The organism is Pseudomonas sp. EL_65y_Pfl2_R96, from assembly GCF_963970905.1.
Classification (GTDB): Bacteria; Pseudomonadota; Gammaproteobacteria; order Pseudomonadales; family Pseudomonadaceae; genus Aquipseudomonas.
Window position 1 is genome coordinate 154,279 of sequence record NZ_CAXAQH010000005.1, and the last position, 15,953, is coordinate 170,231.

14 protein-coding genes are annotated in these 15,953 nt (G+C 60.4%); 4 read left to right on the forward strand and 10 right to left on the reverse strand.

Annotated features, from left to right (window positions below):
- Positions 1–46: 46 nt before the first annotated feature.
- The 4 genes from AACY49_RS08135 to AACY49_RS08150 all read right to left on the reverse strand — a co-directional run bounded on the left by AACY49_RS08135 (position 47) and on the right by AACY49_RS08150 (position 3,608).
- The gene (locus AACY49_RS08135) at positions 47–493 is read right to left on the reverse strand and encodes a MarR family winged helix-turn-helix transcriptional regulator (protein WP_320392787.1); all 447 of its coding nucleotides are present in this window, start codon (positions 491–493) and stop codon (positions 47–49) included.
- A gap of 134 nt (positions 494–627) precedes the next feature.
- Entirely contained in the window at positions 628–1,752 is a 1,125-nt protein-coding gene (locus tag AACY49_RS08140) for a hypothetical protein (RefSeq protein ID WP_258698317.1), read from the reverse strand.
- The gene (locus AACY49_RS08145; protein WP_339522869.1) at positions 1,727–3,088 is read right to left on the reverse strand and encodes a cytochrome P450; all 1,362 of its coding nucleotides are present in this window, start codon (positions 3,086–3,088) and stop codon (positions 1,727–1,729) included. Before AACY49_RS08145 ends, AACY49_RS08140 begins: the two co-directional genes overlap by 26 nt.
- Before the next feature lie 22 nt (positions 3,089–3,110).
- Positions 3,111–3,608 carry a DUF1330 domain-containing protein gene (locus tag AACY49_RS08150; RefSeq protein ID WP_258698315.1) on the reverse strand — a complete coding sequence of 166 codons (498 nt, stop codon included), beginning with the start codon at positions 3,606–3,608 and terminating at the stop codon, positions 3,111–3,113.
- A gap of 141 nt (positions 3,609–3,749) precedes the next feature.
- Here AACY49_RS08150 and AACY49_RS08155 point away from each other — a divergent pair, with 141 nt between their 5' ends.
- From AACY49_RS08155 to AACY49_RS08170, 4 genes are all read left to right on the forward strand, one after another.
- Positions 3,750–6,080 (forward strand): efflux RND transporter permease subunit, encoded by a 2,331-nt coding sequence (locus tag AACY49_RS08155; protein ID WP_339522871.1) that lies wholly within the window; start codon positions 3,750–3,752, stop codon positions 6,078–6,080.
- On the forward strand, positions 6,028–6,813 hold the full coding sequence (locus AACY49_RS08160) for an outer membrane lipoprotein-sorting protein (RefSeq protein WP_207238837.1): 786 nt from the start codon (positions 6,028–6,030) through the stop codon (positions 6,811–6,813). Before AACY49_RS08155 ends, AACY49_RS08160 begins: the two co-directional genes overlap by 53 nt.
- Positions 6,814–6,828: 15 nt before the next feature.
- Complete coding sequence (locus tag AACY49_RS08165; protein ID WP_339522875.1) at positions 6,829–7,935, forward strand: hypothetical protein; 1,107 nt, start codon at positions 6,829–6,831, stop codon at positions 7,933–7,935.
- A 456-nt stretch (positions 7,936–8,391) separates the two neighbouring features.
- Positions 8,392–8,745: a DUF6124 family protein gene (locus AACY49_RS08170; protein WP_445262630.1), complete on the forward strand. Its 354-nt coding sequence runs from the start codon at positions 8,392–8,394 to the stop codon at positions 8,743–8,745.
- Positions 8,746–8,850: 105 nt separating this feature from the next.
- Here the strand turns inward: AACY49_RS08170 and AACY49_RS08175 are convergent, their stop codons facing one another.
- The 6 genes from AACY49_RS08175 to AACY49_RS08200 are packed head-to-tail and all read right to left on the reverse strand — an operon-like array spanning position 8,851 to position 15,953.
- Positions 8,851–9,981 carry a glycosyltransferase family 4 protein gene (locus AACY49_RS08175; RefSeq protein WP_339522877.1) on the reverse strand — a complete coding sequence of 377 codons (1,131 nt, stop codon included), beginning with the start codon at positions 9,979–9,981 and terminating at the stop codon, positions 8,851–8,853.
- A complete protein-coding gene (locus AACY49_RS08180) occupies positions 9,982–11,112 on the reverse strand; it encodes a glycosyltransferase family 4 protein (protein ID WP_339522879.1) in 1,131 nt (376 codons plus the stop codon). It abuts the gene before it with no gap.
- A complete protein-coding gene (locus AACY49_RS08185; protein ID WP_339522880.1) occupies positions 11,096–12,463 on the reverse strand; it encodes a glycosyltransferase family 4 protein in 1,368 nt (455 codons plus the stop codon). The genes AACY49_RS08180 and AACY49_RS08185 overlap by 17 nt, the downstream gene beginning before the upstream one ends.
- Entirely contained in the window at positions 12,460–13,713 is a 1,254-nt protein-coding gene (locus AACY49_RS08190; protein WP_339522881.1) for an ABC transporter ATP-binding protein, read from the reverse strand. The genes AACY49_RS08185 and AACY49_RS08190 overlap by 4 nt, the downstream gene beginning before the upstream one ends.
- The gene (locus AACY49_RS08195; RefSeq protein ID WP_339522882.1) at positions 13,713–14,510 is read right to left on the reverse strand and encodes an ABC transporter permease; all 798 of its coding nucleotides are present in this window, start codon (positions 14,508–14,510) and stop codon (positions 13,713–13,715) included. Before AACY49_RS08195 ends, AACY49_RS08190 begins: the two co-directional genes overlap by 1 nt.
- On the reverse strand, positions 14,511–15,953 hold the full coding sequence (locus AACY49_RS08200) for a mannose-1-phosphate guanylyltransferase/mannose-6-phosphate isomerase (protein WP_339522884.1): 1,443 nt from the start codon (positions 15,951–15,953) through the stop codon (positions 14,511–14,513).

Consider the following 15,953-nt stretch of genomic DNA (forward strand, 5'->3'; position numbering starts at 1 on the left):
ATGGAGGTGTTTAGAAACTAGGGACGATTCAGCAGAATTTTAATGCTCACTCGGCGTCTATGAGGTGTCTGATCTGATCGACCACTCTGATCAGCGAAAGCTTGTCCTCTTTTCGGATAGCTTCAGATAACAAACGATCAGCAATCATCATCGACTGATGGACTTCCTTACGTAGCTCTTCCCCCTGAAGAGTAAGGAACACTAAGGTCTGACGTCGGTTCGACGGTAGGACTTCTCGTCTGATCAGGCTGCTGCCCTCCATGCGCTTTAGCAGCCCGGACACTGCCGAGATGTCTATTTCAAGCTGATGCGCAATATCTCCCACCAGAATGCCCTTATCCGTTTGGCAAAGCTCCAGAAGGTAGCTCTGCTGTGCGGATATACCTTCAGGCAGGTACTTTCTGTAGAACTCAGAAATGCCTCGCCATCCACGATAGAAGTTGAAGCAAAACAGGTTGCGTAGTACGGGTTCAGCATTGCTGTTACGTGCCACTATTCGTACCTCTGAATGCAGTGGGCGATCGAGCAAAACGCGTTCAAGCTGGCCTCATGCCCTGAAAACCATCCTGTAGTTTGTTGTTGCCACGCGTAAAGCAGGGCAGAGCTAAAAACGGGCTGCCAATATGATCAAAACGCATAGGATAGCCCAACGGACAGGTACCTTGCTCGGTACATACCACCGCTGTTGAGCAGCAGACTCAGTTGCTCATCAAGGCGCCGGCTGCCCTGAACTTTCAGACCCCATAAGCCACTTTGGCGATCCCTCACGGTGGATACCAGCAGGTTGGTGTCCGCGACGTCGTTGGCAATCCATCGGACTCCCAGCATCTCGCCGCATGACGCAATGATGCTGTCGCATCGGGTGTCGGTCAGGTGCTCGTACAGCAGGGATAGATCACTGGCACCATTGAAGGCCGACACCCAGGTATATTCGAAGCCCGAGACACTGGCCCGATCAACCCCGTACTTACTGTCCTGAAGCAACGCTTCAAGCTTCAACAGCCAGGCGCCCAGGGTGACTTGGGTGTCGACGGCGAGCCTGTCCACCTCAGGGTACGCCGGGTCGAAGCTGGAAGGTGAGTGCCCCGCGTAGGGGTCGCGGCTGTGACCCCGAAAGTAACTGAGGCCAATATCCGCAGGGCCGGCTACCTGGGTGGCGCGCACGGCAAAGTCGGTCTGCCCGGAGCAGCGCAGTGGCGTGAAGAGGTCCTGCTCATAGGCAGGGTCCTGCGCGCCATGTTCACCGAAGATCAGCGCGTCCGGACGCTCGCGATAGCAGGGTAGGACATACAACGTCATGTTCTGCCCCAGGCCGCGATAGCCCACCGAGGCCATAGGTTGTGAGAGGCGAGCGTCTCCATCTGGGTCGAACCTGAGGTCAACCTGATTCACCACGTCGACCAGATGCCGGGACTCGGTGACTCCCCAAAACACCCGGCTTAGTCCGACCCCCAGTTGCCAAGGCCCCGGTCGGTAGGACAACGAAAACTCGCGCAGGTCCGCGGCGTCGTATCGGTCCAGCCCCGCCCACTGTAATTCCACCTCCATGTCCAACGACATCTGCTCAAGCAGTGGTTCATGGCGATCCCACTTGAACTGCAGACCTGCAAAAGACGTGCGCGCCGGCTCGTAGCCATTGCCCTGGAATGTCAGCTTGTACTGCTCCTCTGTGCTGCTTGCGCAGGGGCTCAAGGTGATTGTCAGGCAAGCCAGCAGCAGTCCTCGGCTAAATCGCGACAGTGGATACGCCATGAGCTACGCGCCTGGTCAGAGAAGTCTTCAGGCCATTGCGAGTCCGTAGAACGAATGCCGGTTCAATTTCAGGCAAGTGTTCCGGGCGCACATTGAGCTCGTAGTTTGTCAGCACCTGCCGGAGCAGCGCCTTCAATTGCAAGTGTGCCAAGCCGATGCCAATGCACTTCATCCGTCCGCCGCCAAAGGGAAAGAAGGCGTACTTGGGACGGCTGGGCGCCGTCGCCGCAAAATGCTCGGGATGGTAGTCCAGAGGCCGCTCCCAGAAGGATGGGTCACGGTGAGTCACCCAAGGACTCATGATGATGTTGGTGCCTCCCGGCACCCGTTGGCCACCGAGTACGCATGGTTGGGCGGCTTTGCGATCGATTAGCCACAGCGGTGGCGACAGGCGCATGGATTCGTTAAAGCATTGTTCCAGCACGGGCGTGTCTTTCAGGTCGAGCCGGCTGCTGGTGGCGACTGAATTCAATTCATCGCGTACCGCCTGCTGCCAGCTCGGGTATTTGGCAAGATCGCCCAAGGTCCACATCATGGCTGAGGCGACGGTGTCGAAGCCGGCCAGGAACACGCCCATGATTTCCCGCAGGATGAGCTGATCATCGAGGGCCTGGCCTTGTTCATCGCGGTAGTCGATCAAGTCGCCAAGAAAACCGCCAGCGGCTGCGTCGGCACTGCTGCGATGCTGGGCAATGATTTCCAGCAGGACCGTGGCGATCTGCCCGGCGGCGTTGTGCAGCCGGCGGTTGTTCGGCGTCGGCAACCAATCGGGAAGCGGAACCGGCGAGGACAGACGGATATTCATGTAGCGCAGGCTCAGGGTCCAGCCGTGCGAGATGCGCGCAATAGCCTGGGCGCCGATGCGGTGTCCGAAGAGAAACTGGGTCAGCACGTCCATGGCGTACTCGACCATTTCGTGTTGCAGGTCGATGTCGCCGTTGTGGTCCACGCGATTGGACCAGTCGGCCACGCGTTCGTGAGCCAGGGCGTCGACATTCAGCGCGAGCTCACGCAGGCGCGGCAGGGCAAACGACGGGATGACCGCCTTGCGCTGCTCCTTCCACTTCTGGCCGTCGGCGATGATCATGCTGCCACCCGCCAGGGGGCCGAAGGCCGCGGCGATATCGCTGCGACCGAAGTTTTCGCCCTGGAAAATGGTATCGAGATCGGCCGGGTCGAAGGCCAGGCAGAAGGAAGCCCCAAAACCGACGGGCAATCGTACGAGGGTACCGTAGCGCTGCCGACACTCGTTCAAGAGTGCCAGCGGTTCGTTACGAAACCGCTCAGAGCAGCCGAAAAGCATATGCCCGCGAGGGCCTGGCGCAAAAGCGTTCATCCTATCGTCCTTGATTGCAGCTTTAGGCGGCTTGGATCGGTGCCATGGCGAAGGCGCCACCGAATACCGCGCTGGAAGCCGCAGTCCGATTGCGGTAGTCGGGGTCTTGCATCAGTTGGCCCACGGCGTCCGCCGACGGGAATTCGATGATCTCGAAGCCGTCGAAGGACCACTGCTCACCACGCTCTGTGACAGCGCTGATCACCACGTGCCCACCGTGGCGGGCTAGGGCTGGTTCGCGGTCGGCGACATACTTGGCCAGGGCATCGGCGTTGTCTGAGGCATTAGGTGCCTGGAACTGAAAGGCCACCAGCATGGTGGGGCCCTGGACTTCGGCCCAGCGCGCGAGATCCTGTTTGACGCCTGTCACGTGAACCCCCGGTTGCCCGTCCGCCGCAGGGGAAAGTTGCAGGCGACGCACTTCCAGTTCCCCAAACATCGGTTGGGAAACCCGACCGTCCAGCACTACAGCCGATGCCGCGGTGGGCTGATTTGCTTCGCTGATTACGTTCAGCTTCATGTCTTGCTCCTTTATATGACGTCATATTTGACGTAAAAAAACTACAAGCTAAATGTTTGCACGTCAACTGTTGACGTAAAAGATGTTGTTCTATAGCTTGCGCACCGTCGATCACATAGCCCTTTTGGAACGGATGTCAAAATGATGAGAACGATAGTGTCAGGTGTAGTGCGCTTGCGATGGGGGTTCCTGCTGCTGTTTCTAGGGCTGGCATATCTGGCCAGCCTGGGGCAGAGCCGACTCGGCTTCAGTACCGATTACCGGGTGTATCTTGCCCCGGACAACCCGGAGCTGATGGCGCAGGAGCAGATGCAGGCGACCTTTGACCGGTCGGACAACCTGTTCATTGTGGTGGCGCCGGAGTCGGGCGACGTGTTCAGCCAGTCGTCCCTTGAAGCGCTGCAATGGATCACCCAGCGCGCCTGGCAGACACCTTATTCGGTGCGGGTGGATTCCCTCAGTAACTTCCAGAATATCGACGCCGACGCGGACAACATCCAGGTCGCCGATCTGGTGCGTGATGCCGCTGCCCTGAACGAGCAGCAGCGTCAGCGGGTCCGCACCATCGCCTTGTCAGAGCCGCAGCTGGTGGGCCGCTTGGTGTCCAAAGCCGGCAGCGTCGCCGCGGTCAATGTGGTGTATCACCTGGCCGGGGTTTCTCCTTATGAGAATAGCGAGGTGGTGAGCTTCGCCCGTCAGCTGGCTGAGGAGGCGCAAGCCAAGTTTCCCGGGATCAAAGTGCACCTGACGGGCATGGCGATGTACAACAACGCCTTCCTAGAAGCCGCCTTGGGTGACGCCGCCAACCTGACCCCTTGGGTCTATCTGGTGATCCTGATCGCCGCGCTGATCATGCTGCGCAGCGTGCTGGCCACAGTGGCAGCGGTGGCGGTGGTGTATCTGGCCATGACCAGCGCCGAGGGCATCGCGGGCTGGCTGGGCATGAGCCTGACGTCGCTCTCGGCGTCTGCACCGCTGGTGATTCTGATGATCGCCGTGGCGGACTCGGTGCATGTGCTGTCGGTCACCCTGATGCATCTGCGCAAGGGTGCTACCCGGTTGGATGCATTGCGTGAAGCGCTGCACGAAACCCTTGTGCCGGTCACCGTGACCAGTCTGACCACCGCGGTGGCTTTCCTGTCCCTGAACTTCAGCGAGATCCCGCCTTTCCGTGACCTGGGCAACATCGTCTCGATCGGCATCGCCCTGGCCTGGTTGTTCACCCTGTTTCTGCTGCCGGGCCTGGTTGCGCTGCTGCCACTCAAGCCCAGCGCCAAAGGTGATCCGCTTGAACATGCAATGACCCGCTTCGGCACTTGGGTACAATCACGCTCGCGGATGTTGATGTGGCTAAGCATCCCTGTAGTAGTGGTGCTGGCCTCGTTGGCCGGGCGCAATGAGTTCAATGACCAGTATCTGCGCTGGTTCAGCCCGGAGACTGCTTTCCGGCAGGCCAATGACTACACCGAGCAGAACCTCACCGGTCTTTACACCATCGAGTATGCGCTCAAGTCCAAATCAAGCAGCGGCGTGAATGACCCGGTCTTTCTGGCTCAGGTGGAAGCCTATACCACCTGGTTGCGCCAACAGTCGGAAGTCGCCCATGTCAGTTCGCTCTCGGACGTGGTCAAGCGAGTCAACCGTAGCCTGACCACTGGCACCGAGGAAGCTTATCGGCTGCCGGAAAGCACCGAAGTGGCGGCGCAGAGCCTGCTGCTGTACGAGCAGTCCTTACCTTATGGCCTTGACCTGAACAACCAGATCGATGTCAGCCGTACGGTCACCCGGAGCGTGGTGGCCCTGCACGAACTGAGTACCCGGCAGATGCTCGACTTCGAGCGTCGCTCGATGTCGTGGCTGGCCAGCAACGCGCCGGGAATCGAAGCCAAGGCCGCCAGCACCACATTGATCTTCGCCCACATCGGCCAGCGCAATATCGAGAGCATGATGTGGGGGATCATCGCCTCGGCGGCGGTGGTTGCGTTCTTGCTGATGCTGCTGTTCCGCTCCTGGAAACTGGGCCTGCTGTCCATGGTGCCGAACGTAATTCCGGCAGCCATGGCCCTGGGTATCTGGTGGCTCTGCGTTGGGCAGGTTGGGTTCTCGGTGGCCATCGTCGCCTCCATGACCCTGGGGGTGGTGGTCGATGACACCATCCACTTTATGTACGCGGTGTTGCAGCGGGTCAAGTCCCACGGCCAGACGGTGGGTGAAGCGGTTGGCGAGGCTTTCGCCAGCACGGCACCGGCCTTGTTGGTGACCTCGCTGACCTTGACGGCCGGGTTCCTGGTCCAGGCAACATCCGAGTTCGCCTTGAACCAGGAAATGGGGCTGATGACCGCCCTGACATTAGTGATTGCTCTGCTGGCGGATTTTTTCCTGCTGCCAGGGTTGCTTGAACTGACATTGGAGAAGAAGCGTGAAAGGACTGAAGAGCGTGAAGTACCTGGCGATGCTGTTCTGCCTCGTTGAGATGAGCGTGGCCGTGGCGGATGAGAAAGGTCAGGAGATCGCCAGGCAGGCGGACCAGCACAACATCGGCTGGAAGGACATGTCGGCGGATCTGCAAATGGAATTGCGTAATGCCTACGGCGCGGTAAGTACCCGTGAGTTGGCGGTGCAGTTTTTTGAAGTGCATGCCGATGGCGACAAGAGCCTGGTGCGTTTTCTGAGTCCGGCGGACGTGCGTGGCACCACCTTACTGACCCACGCCCATAGCCTGACCTCGGATGATCAGTGGCAGTTTTTCCCGTCGCTGCGTCGGGTCAAACGGATTGCTTCGGAGAACAAGTCAGGCCCATTTATGGGCAGTGAGTTCGCCTACGAGGACATGGCCAGTTGGGAACTCGATAAGTATCAGTACCAGTATCTGGGGGACGAGGTAGTCGATGGGTTGGACGCGTACAAGCTGGAAATGACCCCAGCTTACCCGCGCTCCGGCTACACCCGTCAGGTCACCTGGCTCGACAAACAGTATTACCGGCCGCTCAAGGTCGAATACTACGACCGCAAGAATGCGCTGCTCAAAACCCAGACCTACAGCGGTTATGGTGTTTACCTGGACCGCTACTGGCGGGCCAGCGAGATGCGAATGGTCAACCACCAGACCGGCAAGCAGACCTGGATGCGCTGGAGCAACTACCGCTTTGGCAATGGCTACAACGAGCTGACATTTGATAAGAGCAGCCTCGACGCTCAGCGTTGATTCAAGGGAGATGTCATGGACTTCAAGGATTACTTCGATCATCCGCTCGGCGTCGAGTTGGGCGGTCGCGCTGCCGCGCTGCTAGCGAGCTTCGATCAGCAGCGTTACAGCGCCTCGTTGCCGGCGGACCTGCGATCGCTGGAAATGAAGGCCCGGGTCAAGGCCATGGCCAACGCCCTCTGGGATGGTTTGGGCCTGGAGTTTGTGCCGGCGGCCCAGGTACTGGTTAGCATGCTTGACCCGATCCCCGGGACCCGCTTTGGTCGCATGACCGGGTTCCCGGTGTGGGTGATCGCCGATATTTTCGAAACCCGCGGTCTTGAGCACTTTGAGCCCGCCATGCAGGCGATCAAGAAGGTGACTCAGCACTTCACCGGCGAGTTCGCCATCCGGCCTTATCTGGATGCCTACCTGGAGCCTACATTGCAGGTGCTGGCCGGCTGGGTCAGCGATGACAGCCCCGACGTGCGCAGGCTGGTTTCCGAGGGCACGCGTCCGCGCCTGCCGTGGGCCTCCCGGGTCCCGAGCCTGTTGGTTGACCCAGCACCGGTCCTGGCCCTACTGGAGCGTCTGCGCAACGATCGCAGCGAGTATGTACGCCGCTCGGTGGCCAACAACCTCAATGACATCAGCAAGGACCATCCCAGCGCCGTGCTCGATGTGCTGGAGCGTTGGCAGGTCGAGGAGCGTGGGCCGCACACCGATTGGGTCATCCGCCATTCGCTGCGTACCCTGGCGCGGCGCGGTGACAGCCGTGCGCTGGAGCTGCTTGGGTATTCCATGGCCGCGCCGGTGCAGGTCAAGCGCTTCCAGGTCGGACCTTCGCAGATCAAGCCAGGGGAGCGTATTTCCCTGGATTGCGATATCCAGATCGACAGCACCAGCGAGCATGGGCTGATGGTCGACTACGCGATTCTCGCACCGGGTGCCCGAGGCCAGATCAACCGCCGGGTGTTCAAGTGGAGCAAGCGCCAGAAGCTGGTCAAGGGGTCGGTGAAGCTGCAGCGCGATCACAGTATCGAAAGCAGTTCGCTGAGAAGTTACTACCCTGGCGCACACGAGGTGCATCTGATCATCAACGGGCAAGTCGTGGCCCAAGGCTCTTTCGAGCTGGGCGTTTAATCACTACATCAGTTGGACAGGGAGGTTGATATGGCAGTACCACCAATGGCCGGGAAGGTCCTGGATCCCGTGAGTCTGGCGCTCTATGGCTTCATGGGCAGCGCAATTCTACTGCAGGGGCATCGACTAGGGGTTTTCCAGGCCCTTGCAAGCGCTGACGTGGGCTCCGGGGCAGACGCTCTGGCACAAACCCTGGCGCTGGATGGCTCCACACTGGAGCGGTTTTTGCGCGGCGCGATTGCTTGGGGGCTGGTCGAGGAACAAGCGGGTGGCTATCGACTGTCGGCGTCCGCCCGTGGCGCGCTGGATCCTCAGTCGTCGCAGTATCTGGGGCCTTTGCTCGAACACTTCGACAGCAACACTCTGCCGCTGTTTCGCCACCTTGGCGATGCCGTGGGCAGCGGCCAGGCGCAATGGTCGAAACTGGCGCAAGACGCGTCGGCACCCTTCGATTACCTGCTGGCCGAGGACCGTGGCGCAGCGTTCCATGATGCGATGTGGAACCTCAGCCGCGACGCCGAACGCGCGCTCGATCACTACCTCAACCCCTCCGCCCTCAAATCCCCCGTGGCCCGCAAGCCGAGCACGATGTTTATGGTTGCGCCGGATATCAAAGACGAAGACCTGCTGGCCCACACCTGCGAGTCGTTGGCCCAGGCCAGTGTGATGGCGAGTGATTTTGCGGGGTATCTGGAAGGGCCGCACCGGCATACGGCGATGGCGATTCAGCAGATCGTCATGCTGGCGGAACTGGCGGTGAACCGGATGCTGGATAACGTGGGCGTACTAAAACCTGCGCCACACAGCTGATCCCTGTGGGAGCCGGGCTTGCCCGCGATGGCGGATTAACATTCAACATTGATGTTGGCTGACACTCAGCCATCGCGGGCAAGCCCGCTCCCACAAAAAAATCAGTTATGCGTAGGACAGGGATTTCTCTTCCAGCAGGTCCTGATACAAGGCCGTCCACTTGCGGCCCATTTCGTCGGCGGTGAACAACTGCCGATAACGGGCTTCAGCCTTCACGCCCATTTGCGCCGCAAGCGTCGGGTTGTCCCACAGGGTGCGCATGGCTTCACGGAATGCTTGTGGATGACTTGGCGGCACCACCAGCCCGGTTTCGTTGTGAATGTTGATGAAGCTGGTGCCGGTGCCGATTTCGCTGGAGATCATCGGTTTGCCGTACATCGCGCCTTCGAGCAACGAGATGCCGAACGCCTCGGAGCGCAGGTGCGATGGAAACACGATGGCGTAACTCAGTTGCAGCAGCGCGACTTTGTCTTCATCCCCCAGACGCCCGAGGAAGTGGATATTGCGCAAACCCAATGCCGCCGCCTGGGCGTGCAGTTCGGCTTCCAGCGGCCCGGCGCCGAGGATCACCACCGGGTAATCCACGCCTTTCAAGGCATCGAGCAGGATGTGCAGGCCTTTGTAATAACGCATCACGCCCACAAACAGGAAAAATTTATCCCCAAGCGTTTGCCGCCAATGGGCCATGCGTTCGTTGTCGGCCTGTGGATAACCGGCCTTGTTCAGGCCATAGGGGATGACCCGGGTCTTGTCCTGAAACTGCTGCAACACATCACTGGTGTGCAGGTAGTTGGGGGACGCGGCGACGATCCGGTCGGCGCTGGCGAGAAAGCGGTTCATCAGGGGCCGGTAAAGTTTGAGCAAGTGTTTCTGGCGAATGATGTCCGAGTGGTAGGTCACCACGCTGGGTTTGTTCATGCCGTTGAGGAAATGCACCAGGTCCATGAACGGCCACGGGAAGTGGTAATTGACCACGTCCGCCTCGGCGGCCATTTCACGAAACTGTTTGAAGACACTGTAGGAAAAACCCGTGGAGGCGAACTGAATGTCGAGTTTGGCCCGATGGACTTCGTGTTGCCCAAGCTGCACCACGGGCGGTGTTGGATCGGCACTGAGGGTCAGCACCTGACCTTCAATGCCATGCTGGGCGCCGCTTTCGCACAACTGGAAGATCACTTGTTCGATCCCGCCGACCGAGTCAGGCAGGTACGTCTTGAAGAAATGAAGCACTCGCATTCAACCTCCCATAGCCTGGCGGTAGGCGCGGGCGGTGACCTTCGCGCAACGTTCCCAGGAAAAAAGCCTTGCCTGCTGCAACCCGGCGTCCGCGCATGCTTGCCAATGTGCGTGATCGTCGATCAGTCGACGCATGGCATCACGCAAGCCGTCTGGATCGTCAGGTTCAATGTAGTTGCCCGCGTTGCCTGCGACCTCGGGCATGGCCGAGCGTCGGGTCAGGATCACCGGCGTGCCGCTGGCCATGGCCTCCAACACGGGTAGGCCGAAGCCTTCGTAGAGCGACGGAAAAATCAGCGCCCGTGCGCCGGCCAACAGCTGTGCAACCTGCTCGTCAGGCAGATAACCGAGCAAGCACACGTGACCGCTGGCCAATGCCTGGTGCAGCTCATCGCTGAATTGCTCGCGCTGCCAGCCAGCCATGCCGACGATCAGCAGCGGAAAGTGCTGACGCAACGCTTCCGGTAGTTGGGCATGGGCGCGCAGGGCCAGCGTGAGGTTCTTGCGTGGTTCCAGGGTGCCGACGCAGAGGAAGTATTCCCGCGCCTCGACCCCATGGGCCTTGAGCACGGCATCGATGACCTCGGGTTCGCGCGGGTGGAAACGTGTCGCCACGCCCAGCGGTGCGACCACAAAACGCTCGGCCGGCAGGGCGAAACAGGCCTGGGCTTCGTCGGCGATGTACTGCGAGTCGGTGAGAATCAGCCGCGCCTGTTGCACGCCATCGGCCAGTCGCCGCTCGATTTCTCGCAGGCGTGCCGGTGGTTGCGTCTCGGGATAGTGCAGGTGCGTCAGGTCATGCAGGGTGATGACTGTCGGGCCGTCGAACGACAGCGGCCACAGGCTGGGTTCGTGATAAAGGTCGATTGCCCGGGAACAGCCTTGATCGAAACGTTTCTGCGCCAGCCAGCGTCGCGCCTGATACGCACCGGGTATCTGCCGTAGCAACGGCGTCAGTCTTGAGTAACCCGGCATGGCCGCATCAGGTAGTGAAGAACTCCAGCCCCAGCCATGGAACAGCGACAACTCGACATCCGGCTCGCTGGCCAGGGCGCTCACCAATTCGGCAACGTAATGGCCGATGCCGGTACGCGGGGCCTGGAGGATTCGGGCGTTAAGGGCAATTCGCATGTTGCCTCTCTTGCACCACAGGTGTTTGCACAAGGTTGCGCAGGGTTCGTTCGGCCATTTGCGCACTCGCCTCACGCCAGCCGATCCAGTGCCAGTCCGTCACGTTGCGGGCTGCCGGGAATTGCCTGCTGCTCTCGAATCGAGCGACGAGATCGGCCAGGCTTTGTGGCTCGGCCAGATCAAAGTACGCCATGAACTCGCCGCCTATTTCGCGGAAGACTGGAATGTCGCTGCCCATGGCCGGCAAGCCGCGTTGCATGGCTTCCACCAGAGGCAGGCCGAAGCCTTCGACGTAGGACGGAAACACCAGCGCACTGGCGTGGGAGTAGGCATGTTCGAGGCTGGTGTCGCTCAGGTCGTTAAACATGAACAGTCGGGTGTTCAGCTGCGGGTGACTGCGCACCCGGGTGAGCAGGGCATCGCACTTCCAGCCAATGCACCCGGCGATGCACAGACGGGCGGTGGAGCCCGCGGCCCAGGCGAGTTCGAAGGCGTCCAGCAAGTAGTCGTGGTTTTTGCGCGGCTCGATGGTGCTGACCATCAGGAACACCGGTTCCGGGGTATCGAACAGCCGTGTCAGGCGTGCTTCGACGGCGGCAGCTTCTTCGTGCAGGTCCAGCTCAGAGCCCAGGTGGAAGTAGTCGAACCACACTGTATCGGCTTTGGCAGGACCGATTCGACGACGCAATTCCTCGCGCACCTGATCGCGTACGGTGGCGGAAATCGCCACGTAGCCGTCGGCGGTTTGGGTGATCCAGTCGAACCATTCGTTGAAAATCTGCACCAGTCGCGTGTCGTAGAACTGCGGGTGGGTCAGGGGAATCAGGTCGTAGATCACCGAGACAATGCCTACACCTTCGCGTTTGAGTTGTTCAATCAATGGGAAGGAGTCGGCGTGCCAGGACGAATCCAGCAGCACTAACTGATCGCCCGGTTGATGCTGCAACGGCGAGCAACGGTTGGGCAGCTGATATTGGTTGATCCAATCGATCAGGCGCAGCGGCACGCTGAAGCCCGCCAGCGTTGTGAGGCGGTAGGCCGCGTACAGCGCTCGTCGGGTCCATCGCGATGTGCAGCGCTTGTCGAGGCGCTGGTGCAGTTGCCAGAAACGATGGGCCAAACGTTCCAGACGCCCACCGAACTCCATCAGCCCATTGAAGAGCGGTGTGTCCAAAGGGGCCAGGCTCAATACCCGGTAGAGCTTGCCCTTGAGCATCACCACCGGGATGCACTCAACGCCCTCGACGCTTTCAGGCAACTGATTGACGACGTTACGCACCACCCGCTGAATGCCCGAATTGACCTTGGGGTGCAGGAACACGTGGGTGCATTCCACCAGAAGACGCGTCATGGGGTGTTTTCCGAGACAGTTGATTCGGCTGTGCGAGTGATGCTGGTTTTCGCCCCCAGCCACGAGCAGCCGATGAAGTCTTCGTGTCGGTTGTTGATCACGTGGAACACCAGACCATAATCACGCCACTCGAAATTGCGGTCCAGGTGCGAGTCCAGCCGCGACAGGCTCAGGGCCACGGAATAGTTGCCTTTGCCCAGGCCCATGACGAAAGCAAAGCGGTAGGTCACCTGCTCGCCGGCCTGCAGGTCAGTGAGGGCGAGGTCCTGACGATGGGTGTTGATGCCGTACATGGCCTGGCCCAGGCGATCCTTGATCATGAAACCCAGCACCAGTCGTTCGATGCCCTGGCGGATTTCGACCTGTACCTCAAGGACTACCGATTGGCCGACTTCGGCAGCGTCGATGGCGCGCTCGCGCTCATCCAGCAGACGCACGCTGAGGATTGCGGCTTCACCCGTGCCGGAAACGGTTTGCACCTGGCCGCCCGCGAGCATTTCCTGGCGCACCGTCTGGCCCTCGCGCTCGGCGAGCAGGGCATTGTAGTAATCCATGACGGCTTCGGGCTTGCCGTGCATGGCCATGCGGCCGTTTTCCAGGAGGATCGCCGAGTCGCAGATCGACTGGATCGCCGAGCGGTCGTGGGACACGATCAGTAACGTGGTGCCGGCCTTGCGGAAGCTGCGGATGCGGTCGAAGCTCTTGTGCTGGAAGTAGGCGTCACCCACCGACAGCGCTTCGTCGACGATCAGGATGTCCGGGCGCCGGGCGGTGGCCACGCTGAACGCCAGGCGCATCTGCATGCCACTGGAATAGGTACGTACCGGATGATCGATGGCTTCGCCGATTTCCGCGAAGTGTTCGATTTGCGGCATCAGGGTTTCGATTTCTTCAACCTGCATACCGAGCAGTTGCCCGGCCATGACCGCGTTCTGTCGGCCGGTAAAATCCGGATGAAAGCCCATGCCCAGTTCCAGCAGGGCGGCGACGCGGCCTTCGAGCTGGATCTGCCCACAGGTGGGTTGGGTGGTGCCGGTGATCATCTTCAGCAAGGTACTTTTGCCGGCGCCGTTGACCCCGACGATGCCCACCGCTTCACCGGGAGCGATCTCGAACGCCACGTCTTGCAGCACCCAGTGCTGGCGATGACGGATGGGCGAAAACGGGATCAGCCACTCGGCCAGTCGGCTCCAGCGCGTGGGGTATTGCTTGTAGGCCTTGCCCAGGCCGGTCACGCGTATGTGCCCCATTAGAGTTCATCCACCATTTCGCCGACCCGCTGACGAAACAGCCGCAGCCCGATCACGCAGAACAACACACCCGTCACGAAGATCGGCAGCAGCGAACTCCAGACCGGCCATTGGCCGTAGAGGAACAGGTTTTGGTAGCTGCCAATCAGGTTGGTCATCGGGTTGAGTTGCAACAACCGCTGTACCCATTCGGGCAGGATGTTCAGCGGGTACACGATCGGTGTCAGCCAGAACCAGAATTGCAGACAGATGCCGAAGAATTGCCCGACATCACGAAAGAACACGTTCAGCACGCCGAGGATCATCCCCAGCCCGGCGCAGAAGATGACTTGCAACGCCATCAGCGGCAGCAACGCCAGCAGGGCCATGCCCGGCAGGCGGCCGGTGATCAGCAGAAAGCCCAGGAACAGTCCGATGATGATCGCGAAGTTGATGCCGGCGTTGAACAGCACGATCACCGGCAGGCAGATTCTCGGGAAGCTGATTTTCTTCAGCAGGTTGGCGTTGTCCAGAAACATGTTCTGGCTGCGCAGGGTGATTTCCGAGAACAGGCCCCAGGTCAGCAGACCGGCGCAGAGGTAGACGCTGTAGGCCATGCCGTCATCCACCCCCGGCAAGCGGGCGCGCATGATGTGGGAAAAAATCACGGTATAGACGACGATCATCGACAGCGGGTTGAGCACGGTCCACAGGGCACCGAACAGCGAATTGCGATAGCGCGCTTGAAACTCTCGCTTGACGCTACCGAGGATGAAACCCCGGTAGCTCCACAGTGAGCGATACAGGGACAGCAGCATTCAAACCGTCCTGCCGTATTGGTCTTCGAAGCGAACGATATCGTCCTCCCCCAGGTATTCGCCGCTTTGCACTTCAATGATCACCAGGTCGATCACCCCGGGGTTTTCCAGGCGGTGCCTGTGCCCGGCGGCAATGAACGTCGACTCGTTCTTGGCCACCAGGTGCGAACCGGCACCGTTGTTGGTGACCTTGGCCATTCCTTCGACCACCACCCAGTGTTCGTTGCGGTGATGATGCATTTGCAGCGACAACTTGGCGCCGGGTTTGACCACGATACGTTTGATCTTGAAGCGCGGGCCTTCCTCGAGCACGGTGTAGGTGCCCCAGGGGCGGCTGACCGTGCGATGCAGGCGATAGGCTTCGTGCTTTTTGTCCTTGAGTTGCCGGGCTACCCGGCGCACGTCCTGGGCGCGGTCGACGTGGGCCACCAGCACCGCGTCGGCGGTGTCGATGATGATCAGGTTATCCACACCCACTGCGGCTACCAACCGGTCTTCGCTCTGGACGAAGTTGTCACGGCTGTCGATGAAGATCGCATCGCCGCTGGCGCGATTGTTCTGTGTATCGGCCGGCACCAATGCCGCCACCGCGCCCCAGGATCCGATGTCGCTCCAGTCGAAGCCGGCCGGCACCACAACCACTTTGTCGGAGCGTTCCATCAGGGCGTAGTCGATGGAGATGTCGGTGATCCTGGCGAAATGGGTCGGCGAAAGCTCCTGTTGCAGGCAACCACCGGTTTCCAGCGGCGCGCTGGCCGCCATGCAGGCCCGAGCCTGTTCAAGCAGCTCGGGCGCATGAAGGTGCAACTCGGCCAGCAGCGTGGCGATCGAGAAACAGAACATCCCCGAATTCCACAGGAAATTGCCGCTTTCCAGATAATGCGTGGCGGTTTGCAGGTCGGGTTTTTCGACGAAGCGCTGCACCTTGGCGGCGCCTTTGTCGTCCAGCGGGACACCGGTTTCGATGTAGCCGAAGCCGGTTTCCGGGGCTGTCGGCACGACGCCGAACGTCACCAGATGACCGGCCTTGGCCAGCGTCACGGCGTGCTCGACCGCGCTCTTCAACGCGTCTTCGTTGAGGATCAGATGGTCGGCAGGCATCACCACCATGATCGCTTCGTCGCCGTGCAGGGCTTGTAGCGAAAGGGCCGCCGCCGCGATGGCCGGGGCCGTATTGCGACCCGTCGGTTCGAGCAGAAAATGCCCGCGATGGCGCTCCAGGCGTGCGTCCTGATAGTGATCCTTGCTCTGGAAGTAGTAGTCGCGGTTGGTCACCGTGACGATATCGCCCCAGCCATCGAGCAAACCGGCCGCACGTCGATAGGTTTTGCCCAGCAGCGACTGACCATCGGGCAGAACCATGAACGGCTTGGGATGGCCTTCACGAGACACCGGCCACAAACGGGTCCCGGCACCACCGGAAAGAATCACGGGGATCAGCAT